Raw genomic sequence first — 15,625 nt, 5'->3', positions numbered from 1 at the left:
TTCGAGCTCCACACAGCCTTGACGAGAGAAAGGGCGTAAGCCGGTGACACCTGCGCAAGATTTGCCGCATAAACTCGCAGACGCCCCAGACCACATGCTCGCAGAACGCGCAGCTGATGGGGACGCTGCCTCCTTCGAAACACTGGCCCGCAGGCACGGGCCGCTCATGCGTGCCTATGCTCGCCGCCTGACCCGCTCGCATGATGAAGCCGACGATGTGGTCCAGGAAGCGCTGGTCACGGCGTGGAAAGACATCGGGACTTTGCAGGACGGTGCCGCAGTGAAAGCCTGGATGATGCGCATTGTCGGGCACCGCGCTATTGATGCCGGGCGCCGTCGTAAGAGTCATGACAACCTCGATGACCAGGCCGACCCTGCCGACCGAAAACCCACTCCCGAACAAGCCGCGGTGGCAAGCTCGGCGCGGGTGGCGCTGAACCATGCCCTCGCGAGGCTGCCAGAGGAACAGCGAAGATGTTGGGTTTTGAAAGAATTCGGTGGTCAGTCCTATGACGAGATCGCCGAAGCGCTGGGAATTAGCGCTGCTAGTGTGCGCGGTCGTTTGGCCAGAGCACGAACCATGCTTGTGAAGGAAATGGAGGAATGGCGATGAACCCCAAGCAAGATTGCGGAAGGCGCATCGAAGACCTCAGCGACTTCCTTGACAGCGGCATCTCCGCCGATGCCACACATATTGCACATTGTCCTCAGTGTCAGGCGCGGCTCGCCGGGCTCAGAATCCTCAGTACGGCCGCTCTTGATCTCATGTCCGACGACGAAGCCCAGGTCGTTGCCGAGGGTACCGGATGGCTTGACGGCATGTTGACGAACCTCCGTATGGAGACTCGCGCTGGACGTTCCATTCCGCTCAGCAGCGGTCCCTTCGAGGAGCTCTCGGAAACCGAAGGTGCCGTGATTGCCATGGTGCGCGCCGTGGGAGATTCCATGGGTGGTGTGTTGATTGGCCGATGCCGTTTAGTCGGTGATGTCACGGTGGCGGGAGCCGCAGTAGAGGTAAATATCAATGTTTCGGCACGCTATGGATATCAGCTGCCGTCGCTGGCTCAGGAGCTACGGGAAGCCGTAGCGGCTGAGCTTTTGGTGCATACGGAACTCAATATTTTGGCCGTGAACGTGGCCTTTACCGATCTGCGGCCGCCACTGGAAGACTCGGTAGAAGAGCTGGCAAACGACGTGAACAAGGACGAGCGGCCATGAGTCTTGAAGAGCAGATCCATCAGCGCGTGCTGGGCCTTGACGGCGTCGGCACGGTGTATTTAGCGGACCCTGTCTGGCTGACCGCAGTGAAGCAGTTGGGCACGCTGATAGCGTCTGGTGAGAGCAAGGCTCCCGCACCATTTGTGGTGTGCGTGGAGGAGGAAAGCGAAGGACGCTCCTTGCTGACCGTCAAGGTCAGGATCGGGACGGATGGTTCCGTCCCGGCCCCTGCCATTGCACGATCCGTGGCCAGCGAAATTCGATCCTTAGTGGGGGAAGCGCATCCCCACAAGGAAGTGAAGGCGATTGTCGAGCTCGCGGCGTTAGGCGTCTAACCCCTCGCCCGTGGCTACTTGTGGTTGGGGAACTCCGAAAGCTCCAACTGGGAGAAGAACTTCACGGGCTCACGAGTGAGCGGATCGTTGAAGGAAATGGTGTGCGCCAAAAGCTGCAGCGGCTTCGTGTAGTCGTCGGGAGCTTGCTCGTGCAGGACCGGATAGAACGGGTCGTTGAGAATCCCGATGCCCTGTGCGGCAAGGTGGACACGCAACTGATGCGTCTTCCCGGTGTGCGGTTGCAGATCGTAGAGGCCAAGGGTCTGTCCCGAGACCGGGTCCACCCGGGTGTCCATGAGCTCGATGCGGGTTTCGGCATTGGGCTCACCCTCGACCTCTTCGGCCAGCAGATACGTGCGGGATTTGATCATGCGGCTGCGCACCACGAGCGGAAACTCCAGCTCGTCGCTGACAGGAGCCACGGCACGGTACGTCTTTTCGATGCGACGCTTTTCAAAAAGGGTCTGATATTTGCCGCGGGTTTCCGGGTCAGCAGAGAACAAAAGAACACCGGCCGTCATACGATCCAGGCGGTGGATCGGCACCAGATCGGGTAGATCAAGCAAGACCCGCAGGCGAACTAGGGCTGACTCCTGCACATACATGCCGCCCGGAGTGGTGGGCAAGAAGTGCGGCTTGTCGACAACCACTAGGTTCTCGTCTTGATGAATGATGGACAGCTCCACCGGCAGACGCTTCTCTACGGGAAGCTCGCGGTAGTACCAAATGAACATGTGCTCGGTGAGTGGAGTCGTGGGTGTGACGATTTCGCCACCCAGCGCCTGGACCTCGCCGCGAACAAAGCGGTCGATGATTCCGGCGGGGTCAACATGGCTGAACTTCTCCAACACATAGTCCATGGCAGTGGCCCACGGGCCTTCGTCGGGCATTCGCACGCGGGTCGCATTGACGCCATTGCGCACGGGAAGGGGAGATTTCATCACCTTTCAAGGGTACCGAGGGTTCCACCTCGCGCAGACCAGCGGCTAGCCCAGCACCTTGACCATGCGGCGTTCACTTCGGCCTGAAGCAGCATCACGGTGCAGCTCACCGCTGTCGATGAAGCCCGTGCGCTGGTAGACGCTAATGGCACGATCGTTATCGCTGATGACCCACAAATCCACTGATGGTCGGGAGATCCCGTGTGCGAATTCTTCAACGCTGGCAAGCAAGACCGCGGCCACACCGCGACCCCAGGCATCGGGTGCCACCGCCAGATAAAAGATTTCCAAGCATTCTGCACGCGGCGCAAAAAGGGTGAAACCCACGGCCTGCCCGCCCTGAGATGCCACGATGAGCTCGGCACCTGGAACCCTGAGCCGGCGCTGAACCCCCGGCAAGACCTCCTCGGCAGAAGCCGGCGCGGTATCCTCATCACGACGAGCCTTCGCGAGTGCCCAGATCTGTGCGGCTTCATGTGCGGCCTCGTGGCCGGAGGTCAAGGTCAGTGCGGCGGTCACCTCAATATCGTGCCACAAGAATTGCTGACATACTCGGAGCATGACCGTCGTCTTTGAGTGCCGAACCCGGAGCGCCATCCCCAGAGCGCAGCTGTTCGACGCCTCTCGCAGCATTGATGCGCATACGGAATCAATGGCTCATTCGCACGAACAAGCCATTGCTGGCGTTACCTCCGGGCTGATTTCTCTGGGGGAAGAGGTGACATGGAAGGCCTGGCATTTCGGCCTCCCCCTACGCATGACAAGCCGCATCACTGAGCTGGACGCTCCCCACTCCTTCACCGATGAACAAATCAAGGGACCATTTCGGAGATTCAAGCACGTCCATGAGTTCAGTGACGATCCTGACGGGACAACGTTGATGACTGACCGCGTCGAGTTTCAGGCACCGTTTGGTCTCGCAGGACGAATAGTGGAACGGCTGTTCTTGGCTCGATATTTACAAAAGCTCATCGAGACACGAAACCAATATCTCGTGGAGGATCGCTCTCAGCGAGAAGCCTAGTTGGTGGCCTTCTTGAGGAGCTCAACGAGATGTGATTGATCAGCCTTGCTCAGCTTCGTGACGGCGAAGGACGTCGGCCACAAGTTACCCTCGTCGAGGCTCGCATCGGGCTGGAAGCCAATCGTGGCATAGCGAACCTTGAACTTGGCTGAGCTCTGAAAGAACACGATCACCTTGCCATCAGCGTTGGCATACGCAGGCATGCCATACCAAGTTTTCGCGCTGAGGCTCGTGTGCTCCTTAACCAAGTCATGAAGGGTTTGGGCAAGTTCTTGATCTGTGCCGCTCATGTCGGCGATGGCAGCCTCGCAGGCAGCCTGGAGATCGGCTCCTAACTTAGCGGCCTTTGCCTCGGCGGCAGCCGCGCGCATGGCGGCCTTTTCTTCTTTACTAAACGCGGTTGTCATGGGTTTGTCCTTTCGATGATTTTCTTGGCCCAGGGCAACCAGTGCCCCTCGTTTGGCAATGATGTTCGGGCGCGTTTCACGCGCTCCGCCGGAAGATCCTTAATGCGCCCGCGGCCCGATCTCATGCCAAATTCTTCTTCATTAAGTTTGTACTCGAGCCACTGCCCTGGCCAACGATCGAAGGTCTCGCTGTACCCGCCGAAGACGATGGTTCGTACTGTCCACTCGAGTTCTTCCGCCACGGAATCAACCCCTTCGTCGCAGGCGTCGCAGCCGCATGACGGGAAATGAAAATCATGCAGAACACCGGCATGAATGGCGACCCCCGGGAACTGCGTGAAGACGAAGGTCAGCGGCGCTGCACCTTGATTGCGCGGAATAAAGCGCACGGCTCGGGTCGCCGGAGATGCTTGACGGACGAGATCAGCAGCCAGCTCGAGGGACTCTTCCACCACGACATCGAAGCTCGATTCCAGCCAAGCAATCAATGCGTCGGCAACGTCGTGCAACGGGGCGAATCGGTGAAGATTACTGGTCACGGAATAGGAATCATCCGCCGGTGATCCCTCGCCCCAGCGATGCCCATACGTGATCGGGTCCCCATTCCCGTCGCGATAGTCCTCTTCGGGAAAGCTGGGACGCTGATATCCGCTCATGCCACTGAGCCTATCCGCCTCGTCTGGAATTCGGGAGGCAGCTGACGAGGCCTCTGCAATGCCTATTCTTTGGTTTCCAGAAACTATCAGATAGTTTTGTGTACTTCTTCGATCAAAGACCCTTGACTTTCAATGATGATTTTTCCTACCGTTGATCAGGATGAACACAACAAAGGCGAAATTTGTCTAGAAATTTCTCAAAGGATCTAGAAAGTTTCGTCAATTCTCATATACAAAAAGACGCTGCAATGACGGAGAGTATTTGATGAGGACGTACAAGATCGCCCTGGTGGGAACAGGTGGAATTGCCGCCATTCACGTTGCCAACGTGGCTCAGGCAGGGAGTCGGGCAGAAATTGTCGCTGCCTGTGATGTCGATGCAGCCCGACTCGACTCATTCAGTGATGAACACGGGATTGCCGGTCGCTACCAAAATCTAACTCAGCTGCTGGCCGAGGGGAAGCCAGATATTGTCCATCTCTGCACTCCGCCCATGATGCATATTGACCAGGCCATTGAGTGTCTTGAAGCGGGTGTGCACGTCCTGTCCGAAAAGCCTCCAGCACTCAGCCTTGCCGACTTTGACCGACTCGAAAACGCCCAGGCCGTGGGCGGTGCACAGTTCTCTTGCGTCTTCCAGCACCGCTTCGGTGATGCCTCGGCTGCCGCTCTATCGCTCATTGGTGGTCAGGTTTTCGGCCGGCCGTTGGTGGCCCGATGTGACACCCTTTGGTACCGCCCGGACGCATACTTTGACCTTCCCTGGCGGGGTACGTGGAGTGCCGAAGGCGGCGGACCCACGATGGGTCATGGAATTCATCAGTTTGACCTTCTCTTGCACCTCTTGGGACCGTGGCAGGAAGTCACCGCTATCGCCAGCCGGCAGGCTCGCGCCACCTCCACCGAAGATCTTTCGGCGGCGCTGGTGAAGTTCGACAATGGGGCCGTTGCCACAGTCATTAACTCACTGCTCTCGCCGCGGGAAACCTCAGACATCAGGATTGACTGCGAATTCGCCACCGTGGAGCTCAGCCACCTCTACGGTTACTCGACAGATAACTGGACGATCACGCCTGCCCCCGGACATGAGGAAGCCGTCGCAGCGGTATGGGAAGAACACTCACTAGCTCGCGGCAGCGGCCACTTGGCGCAGTTTATTGCCATGTACGACGCACTCGACGCGGGTCGACCGCTGCCGGCCGGGGCAGAATCTGCTCGCCAGACACTTGAATTCGCAGCCGCTATGTACGCCTCCGCCTTTACGGGTGCTTCCGTCCGTCGTGGCGAGATTGTTCCCGGGCATGCCTTCTATGCCGGAATGGACGGCGAAGGTCTAGGAACCCGTGTCCTAGATGAAACCGCGCTGACGCTCGCACTTCCCGCCTGATTCCCCATCACTGTCACTCAAATAACAGGAGACTGTCAATGACCAGCCCCGTAGCAACGATTTCTCAGGACACGAAGCTCAGCTACTCCGATGACGGTGCCGCGCTGACGTTCACCGCCGGCGGACAGCAGATCGCCAGCTATACCTACCGTCCCACCGATGCCCAGTATGAAAGCCCCCGACCGTACTTTCATCCACTCACCACATTGGGCGGCGACGAAGTAACTATTTTCCGACCGTGGGATCACGTTTGGCACAAGGGCCTCTCCTTGTCGTTGCCCAACGTGGGAAAAGACAACTTCTGGGGTGGAGCCACCTATACGAGGGCCACCGAATACGCGGACCTCGAGAACAATGGCGCCATGAAGCACCAGGCATTTAGCGCGATCGATGATGATGGCGTAGGGATTACGGCAGCAGAAGAGCTGGTGTGGAGTTCACAGGGCGGAGCACCCGTCATCGCTGAAAAGCGACGGTTCAACATTCAGCTCCTGGATGTTCCCGGGGTGCAGGCCTGGGCGCTGCTTTTCGAGACGGAGATGAGCAATATTTCTCCCGAGGACATTGTTATCGGCAGCCCCACCACCGAGGGGCGCGATAATGCCGGCTATGGCGGATTGTTCTGGCGTGGACCGCGCTCCTTCACCGGCGGCGAATTCATCTCCTCGGCAGGAAGCGGGCACGATGAACTGATGGGCACCCGCTCGGAGTGGATTGGATTCTCCGGCCGTCATGACGACAGCTGCAACTTCTCCAGCATCACCTTTGTCGAGGATGGCGCCAATCCGGGTGCTCCGAATCAGTGGTTCGCTCGCTCCTCCATGTTTGCCTGCCTCGGATCTGCGCCGTTCTTCAGCAAAGAAGTTGTTCTGAGCGAGGGCCAGCCGCTCACCTACCGCTACGCCGTCGTCATCTCCGACGGCCAGCTGGACGCGGAATCAGCCAGCGCTCTTTCTGCCGCAGCCAAGGCTGCCTTGGGCGACTGGGCCTAACCGTGACGGTGACCAACTTCCCTGGCGCAACCGCGCTCTCCGAGGTCAGTATTTACAACTGGCCTAGCTCGGATGGTGCTGCTGGCGGTACTCCGCATCTGCACACAGCGTCTGCTGAAGCCTATGTGGTGCAGCAGGGGAGAGGGCGCTTGGAAACCCTGGACTCCAGGGGCTTCAGCACCACCGCGCTGGAACCAGGCGTCGTTCTGTGGTTCACGCCCGGCACGATTCATCGCGCCATCAATGACTCGGGCGATCTACGCGTTCTGGTGGTGATGCAAAACGCGGGATTGCCGGAGAACGGAGATGCTGTCATGACATTTCCGCCGGAGCACCTCGCCGACGCCACAAGCTATCACCGTGTGTCGGCCTTGGAACAACACAACGCCGACGTCGAAGACTCCTCTGCCGAGATGGCCGCGCGAGGTCGGCGAGACTTGGCGCTCGAAGGGTACTTTGCGCTGAAGCAAGCCGTCATGGAATCGGGCCCCGGTGCCTTGACGGCATTTCATGAGGCGGCCGCAAAACTTGTCAGCTGGCAGACCTCGGATTGGCAGGAGACCTTAGCCCAAGGAGCCGAGCGACAGTCCGCGGTAACACGGCAGCAGTTACAGTATCTAGAATCGGCCGAAAGTCATTATTTGCAGGACGGGCGGATTACGATGGGGCAGCGGCAGCCGAATAGGATTTATGGCATGTGCGGACGAATCCAAGCATGGGGACTTTCCGAAAACTTGTAAGGCTGGGGGCGAATCCCCCGGCAGAAAATAGGGGTCCAAGGTGACTAAGCAGGGCACAGGGCGGGCAACGATCAGCGAGATTGCTCTCGAGGCTGGCGTATCCGTTCCTACCGTTTCCAAGGTGCTCAATGGACACGCCCACGTGGCGGCGGAAACGCGCGCTCGTGTGGAAGAAATCATTGCTCGGCGCGATTATGCGCGACGGCCAGCACGCCGCCGCAAAAAGGCCGGACTGATCGACCTTGTTTTCCCGGGCCTGAAATCGGAATGGGCCCTTGAAATCATCGAGGGTGTTGAACGAGTCGCTCAGGATGCCGGATACGGAACCGTGGTCAGCAGCCTTTCCCTCGACGGTTCTAGGATTCAGCCGTGGCTGGCCAACATGGCAGAACGTAAATCCGACGGGCTGCTCATGGCCGTGTACGAGCTCAATGCCAAGCAGATCCAACGCATCAAATCGTTGGGTATTCCTGTTGTCTTGATCGACCCGGTGGGTCAGCCTGGCCCGGATCTCATGACCGTTGGTGCCGCGAACTGGGAGGGCGCTTTCTCGGCAGCCGAGCATCTTTTGGCCTTGGGACACCGCAGGATCGGCATGATCGGTGGACGTCCGGATCTGCAGTGCAGCAGCGCCCGAGAAGACGGGCACCTCGCCGCATTGCGTCGAGCGGGCCTGGTCATGGACCCGGAACTGGTGGTCCCGGGTGACTTCTCCCGCGAGGCAGGTGAAGCTGGAGCCCGCAAGCTCCTTGAGTTGGCCGATCCGCCCACGGCAATTTTTGCTGGAAATGATGAGCAGGCTTTGGGTGCCTACCGTGCGGCCCGAAAAGCCGGGCTGCGTATTCCCGAAGACCTGAGCATTATCGGCTTCGATGACATCCCCGCGGCGGATTGGATCGAGCCCGGACTGACTACGGTACGCCAGCCCGTGGTGCACATGGCAGAAACAGCGATGCGGGCACTCCTTAGGTACCTTGACGGGGATGAAGAGCTCCCGCAACGGATTGAGCTGGGCACGGAGCTTGTGATCAGGGGCTCAACGGCACCGCCCGCGAAGGCCTGACCGCCACCAGCGCAACGAACTGAATTAAACGACGAGACCCTGGACGGCAGATCATGCAAGTAACAGAGGGCCACCGCGCCACCTGGCAACCCACACCTGACCCACTGTTCGTCCCCGGAGGCGCTCACAACCCCACGGCGGAGCCGCTCGCTGCGGCCCGCGGTGAGGGGAACGTCATGGCCTTGACGTTCGACGACGGCCCCAACCCGGGTGCGACCGAGACACTTTTGGACTTCCTCCAGGAGACAGACATCGTCGCGACCTTTTGCGTGGTCGGGGAGAACATTCTGGCTCCCCACGGGATCCCGTTGCTGCGGCGCATCATCTCCGAGGGGCACACGGTCTGCAATCACGGAACCTCCTACGCGGATATGGGTTCGTGGTCTCACGAGCAGGTCGAGCAGGACCTCAAGGAAAACCTGCGGATCATCCGGGAGGCTGCGGGTGAGCCGAAGCTGCCGGTGCCGTACTTCCGCGCACCCAACGGTAGTTGGGGCGTCACGGCAGAGGTGGCGGCGGCCCTGGGAATTCAGCCGCTTGGCATTGGCAATGTCATCTACGACTGGGATGGCAACGATCTCAGCCTTCCCACCCTGACGGAGCAGCTGCGGGCCGCCATTGCGCCCGGCGCCGTCGTTCTGGCACACGATGGCGGAGGAGATCGGACAAATACCGTAGCGGCCGTCATCGCCGTCATCACCGAGAAGCAGGCAGGCGGCTGGCGCTTCACCCTTCCCCAAGGCGGTCTGGAAAGCCCCGAGGCTAGCTAGCCGGCTGCTCGGAACCACCCTGGCATCGCGGACACCAATATATATCGCGGGCGGCATGCGTCGGAAATACCGGGTCAGCCAGGGTGTCGTGGCGGATGAGCGAACCGCAGCGTTTACACGGCTTTCCGGCGAGCCCATAGACCCACATAGCGGCCTCACCGCGGGCAGGACCGCCCGTCGTCGACCGCTGCGGGCGGTCCTTATTCGCCTCTAACAGGCGTTTCGCCAACTCCACCAACCGAGGCAGCTCGGGAACATCCGCCACCCTCGTGGCCGGGTGAACTCGGGCGAGAAAACACAGCTCATTGCGGTAAATATTGCCGATTCCCGCGAGATTTCGTTGATCCAGCAGCGCCACTCCAATGGCTCGCCCGGGCTCTGCCAAAAGGCGGCGGAGAGCTTCCTCCGCATCCCAATCGGGCCCCAGGAGATCCGGGCCAAGATGTCCGACGGCGTCACTGACCAACTCTTCCGGCATGACCTCCAGCGTGCCCAGGGAGAATCCGACGGCGGTGGCCGCCGCAGTTTCCAAGACGACCCGTGCCGTGAAGGCCGGGCGCCGCCATCGTGCCCGGCGGTCTCCGGGGAGCGCCGGATAAATATCCCAATGACCCTCCATGGACAGGTGCGAATGAATGACGTGGCCTGCCACGAACATGAGCAGATGTTTGCCGCGCGACTCGACCCGGGAGACGAGCTGCCCGCTGAAGTCCACGGTGGCAAAGGAGGGCACCCGGAAATCACTGGAGAGCAAACGCTGCCCCTCGAGCACGGCACGCAGGTCACGGGCTTGGCGCCAGACAGTATCGCCCTCAGGCATGGAAACGTCCCTTCGTCTCGGCATTCTCGAGCGGCAGGGTGGCTGCGCGGGGGCTCACCCCGTTGACCTGTCACATAACGCCCGAAAGATCATTCTAAAGGGCATTATGTGACCACTCGACGAGGAAAGAGGCGCAGCGCCGGGCATCCTAGATCCGCGAGCTCTGGGAAAGCAAGAAGCCTGCATCGCAGCTGCGATACAGGCTTCTTCTTTGTAGTGGGTCCTACCGGGATCGAACCGATGACATCCACGGTGTAAACGTGGCGCTCTACCAGCTGAGCTAAAGACCCTCATCCATATTGGCGGGAGGTTTTTCTCCGTACCAACAGGCAATGACTATACAGATACTGGTACATCAGCACAAATCCGCCCAGCGTGTCGGCAGGTACGGCCAGAGTTTTTAGGAGCGGATCCGTACGCCTCGCGGCGAACTATAGGCGCCGGAGGACATGAGCGCCGCGGCCAGGGGCGTGCCCAAAATCTCTGCCCCGTTGACCTTTTCCATGGCCAACTTGTCGATCGCACCGCGCTTGACCACCTGCACGAGCGCCGCCGCGGCAAGGGAAACGTGGGATTCATCGTCGCTAAAGCACAACAGCGTACGGCCGCCGCGCTCCACATACAGGACCAGTACGCCGTCGACCATCACGACCAGGGCTCCAGCCTTGCGCCCCGGACGATGCCCCGAATCCAGCGGGGGCCAGGGCAGCGCCGCGCCATAAGGGTTCGCCGGATCCGTAGCGGCCAGCGCCAAGGCCTGCGGCGCGCGTACTTGCAGGGCGGCGTCCTCGCTGAAGGTACGCAGGCGGTCGACCGTGGCGGACACGGCAAATTGGGCCGCGCCCAGATGCTCGATGAAGTAGCCGCGGCGGCACTTTCCGCCTTCCTCGAGCCGCGCCAGCACCTTGTACATGAGCCCGAAGCCGCCCGGCAGTCCGTGATTCATGACGGAGCCGCGCGTCACGACCCCGTAGCGATCCAGAAACAGCTCGGCGAGAGCATGGCTACGGAGCGTGGTGTGGGCGCTGGTGAGGGTCTCCGCATCAGCGAGCGGCAGCAGGCTCCAACGCCCGGCGCCCAGAGGCGGGGCGCCACGTTGGACCCCGGCGGCGCGGCCCGGCAGCCTCCCATAGCGACCGGAACGCGCGGGGCGCAGCCGCGACGGGGGAGCCTTTTGCTTGTGCGCCGTATGCCCGCCCGCCAGAAGCGCCCGGACCGGTGCGAAGGTGTCGTTGCCGATCCGGCCAGCCCAGAACAGCTCCCACAGCGCGGCGGTGAGTTCGTCGTCGGTGGCCAGCGCGTCGAGCCCCGTGGCCGTCATTTCCCGCAGCTGGTGGAAGAAGTACGCGCCGCCGGTACCCAAGGCATCCAAGAGCTGCTGTTGGAGTTCCGTGGCCGTGAAATCGGGGCTCGGATTGAGCGTGAGCTCGGCCGATTCGGCGATGTGCAGGCTCAGCCAACCGTCGTTAGAGCCCAGCGGCCCGGCGCCGGACACAATGACCTCGCCCGTGGCCGTCAGCTCATCCAACATGGCGGGGGAGTAGTCGGCCACGCGCGCGGCCAGCACGAGCGGCTCCCACGCGGACGCCGGAATTGGCACCCCGGCGAGCTGATCCACCACAGTCAAAACGCCATCCAAACCGCGCAGTGCCGGGGCGTTTGAGGCGGCCGTGATGTGCTGCCACGCCGGCAAGAACCGCGCAAAGGTACTCGCATCGACGGGCTCCACCTCGGCCCGCAACGCCGCCAACGACCGGCTACGTAATTGCCGCAGAACCTGAACGTCGCACCATTCCGAGGCGCCGTTTTCCGAGCGCTGTGGCAAAAATTCACCCTCGGTCACGCGCCGATCGGCTGCCAGCCTGGCCAGCCCGGAAAGGACGACGGCGACACCTAGTCCCAACCTCGCGGCGAGTTCTGGTGCGGTGAAGGGTCCGTGCGTGCGCGCGTAGCGTCCCAACAGATCACCCAGCGGATCGGCCAAGGGCCCGATGAACGCCAACGGAACGCCCATGGGCAGGGGGATGCCGAGGGCGTCCCGCAACCGTGCCGCGTCCTCGATCGCGGCAAAGCGTTCCTCCCCGGCCATCTTGATCCGCAGCGCCCGGTTTGCGGACAGCAGCTGCTCTAGGTGCGCCGCTGACTCAGCCAGATGCTCAGCCGAGCTGGCCGCATCAGGTGCGGGGCCGGCGTCGTCCGTCTTAGGGAGCTGGGAGGGCAACGTGGTGGGGACGAGGCGGGCGGCAACCTCGGCCACCGTGAGTGGGCCCAGCAGGCGCAGCAGATCGGCCACGCCTTCCATGCCGCGGGCGCGACGATCGGGAGTTAGCCGCTGGAGCTGGGCCTGCGTGGTGGCGATAACGGTGGGGTCAAGGAGCTCGCGGAGCTCGGCCCGGCCCAGCAACTCGTCCAGCAGTGCGGGGTCGAGGGAGAGGGCAGCGGCGCGGCGCTCGGCCAGCGGCGAATCGCCCTCGTACAGGAAGCTCGCCACGTAGCCGAAGAGCAGCGAACGGGCGAAGGGCGAGGGCTCGTTGGTGGTGGTCTCCACGATCCGCAGCTCTCGCCGCTCGATCGAGGAGGCGATGGCCTTGAGCGCGGGCAGGTCGTACACATCCTGCAAACATTCACGCACGGTCTCGAGCACGATGGGGAACTGCGGGTACTTCCGGGCCACATCGAGCAGCTGGGCCGAACGCTGACGCTGCTGCCACAGGGGTTGACGCTTGCCCGGATTTTGCCGCGGCAGCAGGAGCGCACGAGAAGCACACTCGCGGAAACGGCTGGCAAAGAGCGCGGAACCGCCCACCTCGGCCGTGACAATGCCGTCGAGCTCCTCGGGGTCGAAGAGGAAGAGGTCCGCGCCCGGCGGCTCGTCATCCATGAGGGGAACACGCAGCACGATGCCGTCGTCGGAAGCCATGGCGGAGCCGTCCAGGCCATAGCGTTCGTGGAGCCGGGCGGCGACCGCGAGGGCCCACGGGGCATGGACCGGCATGCCGAAGGGACTGTGGAGGACCACACGCCAATCGCCGAGTTCGTCGTGGAACCGTTCCACCATGAGGGTTTTGTCGTCGGGGACCTGGGTTGTGGCGGCCTTTTGCTCGTCGAGGTAGCCGAGGAGGTTATTGGCTGCCCACTCATCCAGCCCGGTGGCCGTGCAGCGGGCGAGTGCCTTCTTGCGTGGGGCGGCACTGACCTCGCGGATGAAGGCGCCGAGCGCGCGGCCCAGCTCGACCGGACGGCCCAGGGAATCACCCTTCCAGAACGGCAGCTTTCCGGGCTGGCCAAAGGCGGGGGAGACGAGGACCCGGTCAAAGGTGATGTCCTCGATTTTCCAGCTCGTGGCGCCGAGGGCGAAGACGTCGCCCACGCGGGATTCGTAGACCATCTCCTCGTCGAGTTCGCCCACGCGGCGCCCGCCCTTGTTGGCGGTTCCGGTCGCGCCCGGCTCCTCCGACCCAACGATGAAGACGCCGAACAGGCCCCTGTCCGGGATGGTGCCGCCGGAGGTCACGGCGAGCCGCTGGGCGCCGGGCCGGCCCGCGATGGTGTTGGCGGTGCGATCCCAAATGATGCGGGGGCGCAGCTCGGCAAATTCGTCGGAGGGATAGCGGCCAGCGAGTAGATCCAGAGTGGCGTCGTAGGCCGAGCGGGGCAGGGCCAGGAAGGGGGCGCTGCGCCGCACGGTCTCAAACCAGGCGTCAACATCCAGCGGTTCCAGCGCCGTGGCCGCAACGGTTTGCTGCGCCAGAATGTCCAAAGGATTCGCGGGGATGGCGAGCGGCTCAATCTGCCCGGCCAGCATGCGTTCCACCGTGACGGCAGAATGCAGCAGATCCGCACGGTGTTTGGGGAACAGTAGGCCCTCGGAGATTTCGCCTACCTGGTGTCCGGCGCGACCCACGCGCTGCAGTCCGCTGGCGACGGAGGGTGGAGACTCCACCTGAATCACGAGGTCCACGGCACCCATGTCGATGCCCAACTCCAGACTCGAGGTGGCCACCACGGCACGCAAGCGCCCCGACTTGAGATCGTCCTCGATCAGCGCTCGTTGCTCCTTGGATACCGAGCCGTGGTGTGCCTTGGCCAGAACATTCGGGGCGCCCGCGGTAGATCCCGCCTGCGCCATCATTTCCGCGGGTTGCCGCTTGGGCGTCTCGACCGGCTCGACCCGCGGGACCTCGCTCGGCGGTGTCTGAAATTCGAGCCGCTCGACATAAATTTCGTTGAGCCGGCCCGTGAGGCGCTCGGCCAGCCGCCGAGAATTGGCGAAGATGATGGTGGACTTTTTGGCCAGAATCGCGTCGACTATCTTTTCCTCGACGTGCGGCCAAATGGAGGCATTGGGCGCTAATCCGGACGCGGGGCCGAGGTCATGCGCGCTGGCCAGGGCAGGCAGCTCGGTCATATCCGCAACCGGCACCGTGACGGTCAAATTCCACGTCTTTGTGCTGGCCGGGGCCACAACAGTGACAGGGGCATTGCCGCCCAAGAAACGGGCCACGGTGGAATGCGGTTCCACGGTTGCCGAGAGCCCGATGCGTTGCGCCGGTGTTTCCAGCAAGGCGTCCAGGCGTTCTAAGGACACGGCGAGATGGGCGCCGCGCTTAGTGCCGGCGACGGCGTGCACCTCGTCGATGATGATGGTGTGCACATCGCTGAGGGTTTCGCGCGCCTTGGAGGTCAGCATCAGGTAGAGCGATTCCGGCGTGGTGATCAAAATGTCCGGCGGATGACTCAGAAGCCGGCGGCGTTCATTGGCCGGGGTGTCGCCGGAGCGAACCCCCACACTGATCTGTGGAGCGGAAACGCCCAGCTGGGCCGCCATTTGCGTGATGCCGATCAAGGGTGCCCGAAGGTTACGCTCCACGTCGACACCCAAGGCCTTCAAGGGGGAGATATAGAGCACCCGGGTACGGCTTTTCGTCGCCGTCCTGGACCCACCGCCTGTGGGGCCGGCGGGTGCGGAGGAGGTGTCCGGCGTCGTACCGGGGGATTTGGCGATGAGACCGTCAAGGGCCCACAGGAACGCGGCCAGGGTTTTTCCGGAGCCGGTGGGGGCAACGACGAGCGAGTGCGCGCCGCCGGCGATGGCCTCCCAGGCGCCGAGCTGTGCCGGGGTGGGCGAGCCGAACGCGCCAAGGAACCACTCGCGCGTGGGGGCTGCGAACGGGCTCATTGCGGTTGCTGCTGATGTTCCTGCCACGGCTCCATCATGCCGCATACCCACCCACATTGTTGCGCCGCGGTGAGATCAACGCCGCCGCGGTAG

Annotated in this window: 15 protein-coding genes and 1 tRNA gene; 9 read left to right on the top strand and 7 right to left on the bottom strand. The window is 62.2% G+C overall.

Going from position 1 to position 15,625, the window contains the following annotated elements; genetic code table 11:
• The first annotated feature begins 94 nt into the window (after positions 1–94).
• Genes CVS30_RS06445 through CVS30_RS06435 form a run of 3 tightly spaced genes read left to right on the top strand, consistent with a single transcriptional unit; the run spans position 95 to position 1,553 of the window.
• Complete coding sequence (locus CVS30_RS06445; protein WP_110484514.1) at positions 95–613, top strand: RNA polymerase sigma factor; 519 nt, start codon at positions 95–97, stop codon at positions 611–613.
• Positions 610–1,218: an Asp23/Gls24 family envelope stress response protein gene (locus CVS30_RS06440; RefSeq protein WP_181419711.1), complete on the top strand. Its 609-nt coding sequence runs from the start codon at positions 610–612 to the stop codon at positions 1,216–1,218. The genes CVS30_RS06445 and CVS30_RS06440 overlap by 4 nt, the downstream gene beginning before the upstream one ends.
• Complete coding sequence (locus CVS30_RS06435; RefSeq protein ID WP_110484512.1) at positions 1,215–1,553, top strand: hypothetical protein; 339 nt, start codon at positions 1,215–1,217, stop codon at positions 1,551–1,553. Before CVS30_RS06440 ends, CVS30_RS06435 begins: the two co-directional genes overlap by 4 nt.
• A gap of 14 nt (positions 1,554–1,567) precedes the next feature.
• On the opposite strand, the gene CVS30_RS06430 is transcribed toward CVS30_RS06435, so the two are convergent.
• Both CVS30_RS06430 and CVS30_RS06425 read right to left on the bottom strand, forming a co-directional pair.
• Complete coding sequence (locus CVS30_RS06430; protein WP_110484511.1) at positions 1,568–2,494, bottom strand: pseudouridine synthase; 927 nt, start codon at positions 2,492–2,494, stop codon at positions 1,568–1,570.
• A 45-nt stretch (positions 2,495–2,539) separates the two neighbouring features.
• Positions 2,540–3,013: a GNAT family N-acetyltransferase gene (locus tag CVS30_RS06425; RefSeq protein ID WP_181419710.1), complete on the bottom strand. Its 474-nt coding sequence runs from the start codon at positions 3,011–3,013 to the stop codon at positions 2,540–2,542.
• 40 nt (positions 3,014–3,053) lie between these two features.
• Here CVS30_RS06425 and CVS30_RS06420 point away from each other — a divergent pair, with 40 nt between their 5' ends.
• Positions 3,054–3,518: an SRPBCC family protein gene (locus CVS30_RS06420; RefSeq protein ID WP_110484768.1), complete on the top strand. Its 465-nt coding sequence runs from the start codon at positions 3,054–3,056 to the stop codon at positions 3,516–3,518.
• Here the strand turns inward: CVS30_RS06420 and CVS30_RS06415 are convergent.
• Together CVS30_RS06415 and CVS30_RS06410 are read right to left on the bottom strand one after the other, a co-directional pair.
• Positions 3,515–3,925 carry a hypothetical protein gene (locus tag CVS30_RS06415; protein ID WP_110484509.1) on the bottom strand — a complete coding sequence of 137 codons (411 nt, stop codon included), beginning with the start codon at positions 3,923–3,925 and terminating at the stop codon, positions 3,515–3,517. The two genes, CVS30_RS06420 and CVS30_RS06415, sit on opposite strands and share 4 nt — an antisense overlap.
• Positions 3,922–4,581 (bottom strand): DUF6226 family protein, encoded by a 660-nt coding sequence (locus tag CVS30_RS06410; RefSeq protein ID WP_110484508.1) that lies wholly within the window; start codon positions 4,579–4,581, stop codon positions 3,922–3,924. Before CVS30_RS06410 ends, CVS30_RS06415 begins: the two co-directional genes overlap by 4 nt.
• A gap of 265 nt (positions 4,582–4,846) precedes the next feature.
• Between CVS30_RS06410 and CVS30_RS06405 the strand changes: the two genes are divergently transcribed.
• Genes CVS30_RS06405 through CVS30_RS06385 form a run of 5 tightly spaced genes read left to right on the top strand, consistent with a single transcriptional unit; the run spans position 4,847 to position 9,533 of the window.
• Positions 4,847–5,968 carry a Gfo/Idh/MocA family protein gene (locus CVS30_RS06405; protein ID WP_110484507.1) on the top strand — a complete coding sequence of 374 codons (1,122 nt, stop codon included), beginning with the start codon at positions 4,847–4,849 and terminating at the stop codon, positions 5,966–5,968.
• Positions 5,969–6,006: 38 nt separating this feature from the next.
• Positions 6,007–6,960: a DUF6807 domain-containing protein gene (locus tag CVS30_RS06400; RefSeq protein ID WP_110484506.1), complete on the top strand. Its 954-nt coding sequence runs from the start codon at positions 6,007–6,009 to the stop codon at positions 6,958–6,960.
• Positions 6,961–6,962: 2 nt separating this feature from the next.
• Positions 6,963–7,700: a cupin domain-containing protein gene (locus tag CVS30_RS06395; protein WP_110484505.1), complete on the top strand. Its 738-nt coding sequence runs from the start codon at positions 6,963–6,965 to the stop codon at positions 7,698–7,700.
• 40 nt (positions 7,701–7,740) lie between these two features.
• Positions 7,741–8,763, top strand: a complete 1,023-nt coding sequence (locus CVS30_RS06390; RefSeq protein WP_110484504.1) for a LacI family DNA-binding transcriptional regulator — start codon at positions 7,741–7,743, stop codon at positions 8,761–8,763.
• A gap of 53 nt (positions 8,764–8,816) precedes the next feature.
• The gene (locus tag CVS30_RS06385; protein WP_110484503.1) at positions 8,817–9,533 is read left to right on the top strand and encodes a polysaccharide deacetylase family protein; all 717 of its coding nucleotides are present in this window, start codon (positions 8,817–8,819) and stop codon (positions 9,531–9,533) included.
• On the opposite strand, the gene CVS30_RS06380 is transcribed toward CVS30_RS06385, so the two are convergent.
• The 3 genes from CVS30_RS06380 to CVS30_RS06370 all read right to left on the bottom strand — a co-directional run bounded on the left by CVS30_RS06380 (position 9,526) and on the right by CVS30_RS06370 (position 15,577).
• Positions 9,526–10,353: a DNA-formamidopyrimidine glycosylase family protein gene (locus CVS30_RS06380; protein WP_110484502.1), complete on the bottom strand. Its 828-nt coding sequence runs from the start codon at positions 10,351–10,353 to the stop codon at positions 9,526–9,528. The two genes, CVS30_RS06385 and CVS30_RS06380, sit on opposite strands and share 8 nt — an antisense overlap.
• A gap of 217 nt (positions 10,354–10,570) precedes the next feature.
• Positions 10,571–10,643, bottom strand: a tRNA-Val gene (locus CVS30_RS06375).
• Between the two features lie 110 nt (positions 10,644–10,753).
• Entirely contained in the window at positions 10,754–15,577 is a 4,824-nt protein-coding gene (locus CVS30_RS06370) for an ATP-dependent helicase (protein WP_110484501.1), read from the bottom strand.
• Positions 15,578–15,625 lie beyond the last annotated feature (48 nt).

This window comes from Arthrobacter psychrolactophilus, assembly GCF_003219795.1.
Taxonomy (GTDB): domain Bacteria; phylum Actinomycetota; class Actinomycetes; order Actinomycetales; family Micrococcaceae; genus Specibacter; species Specibacter psychrolactophilus.
This window is presented reverse-complemented; position numbering and strand designations above follow the sequence as displayed.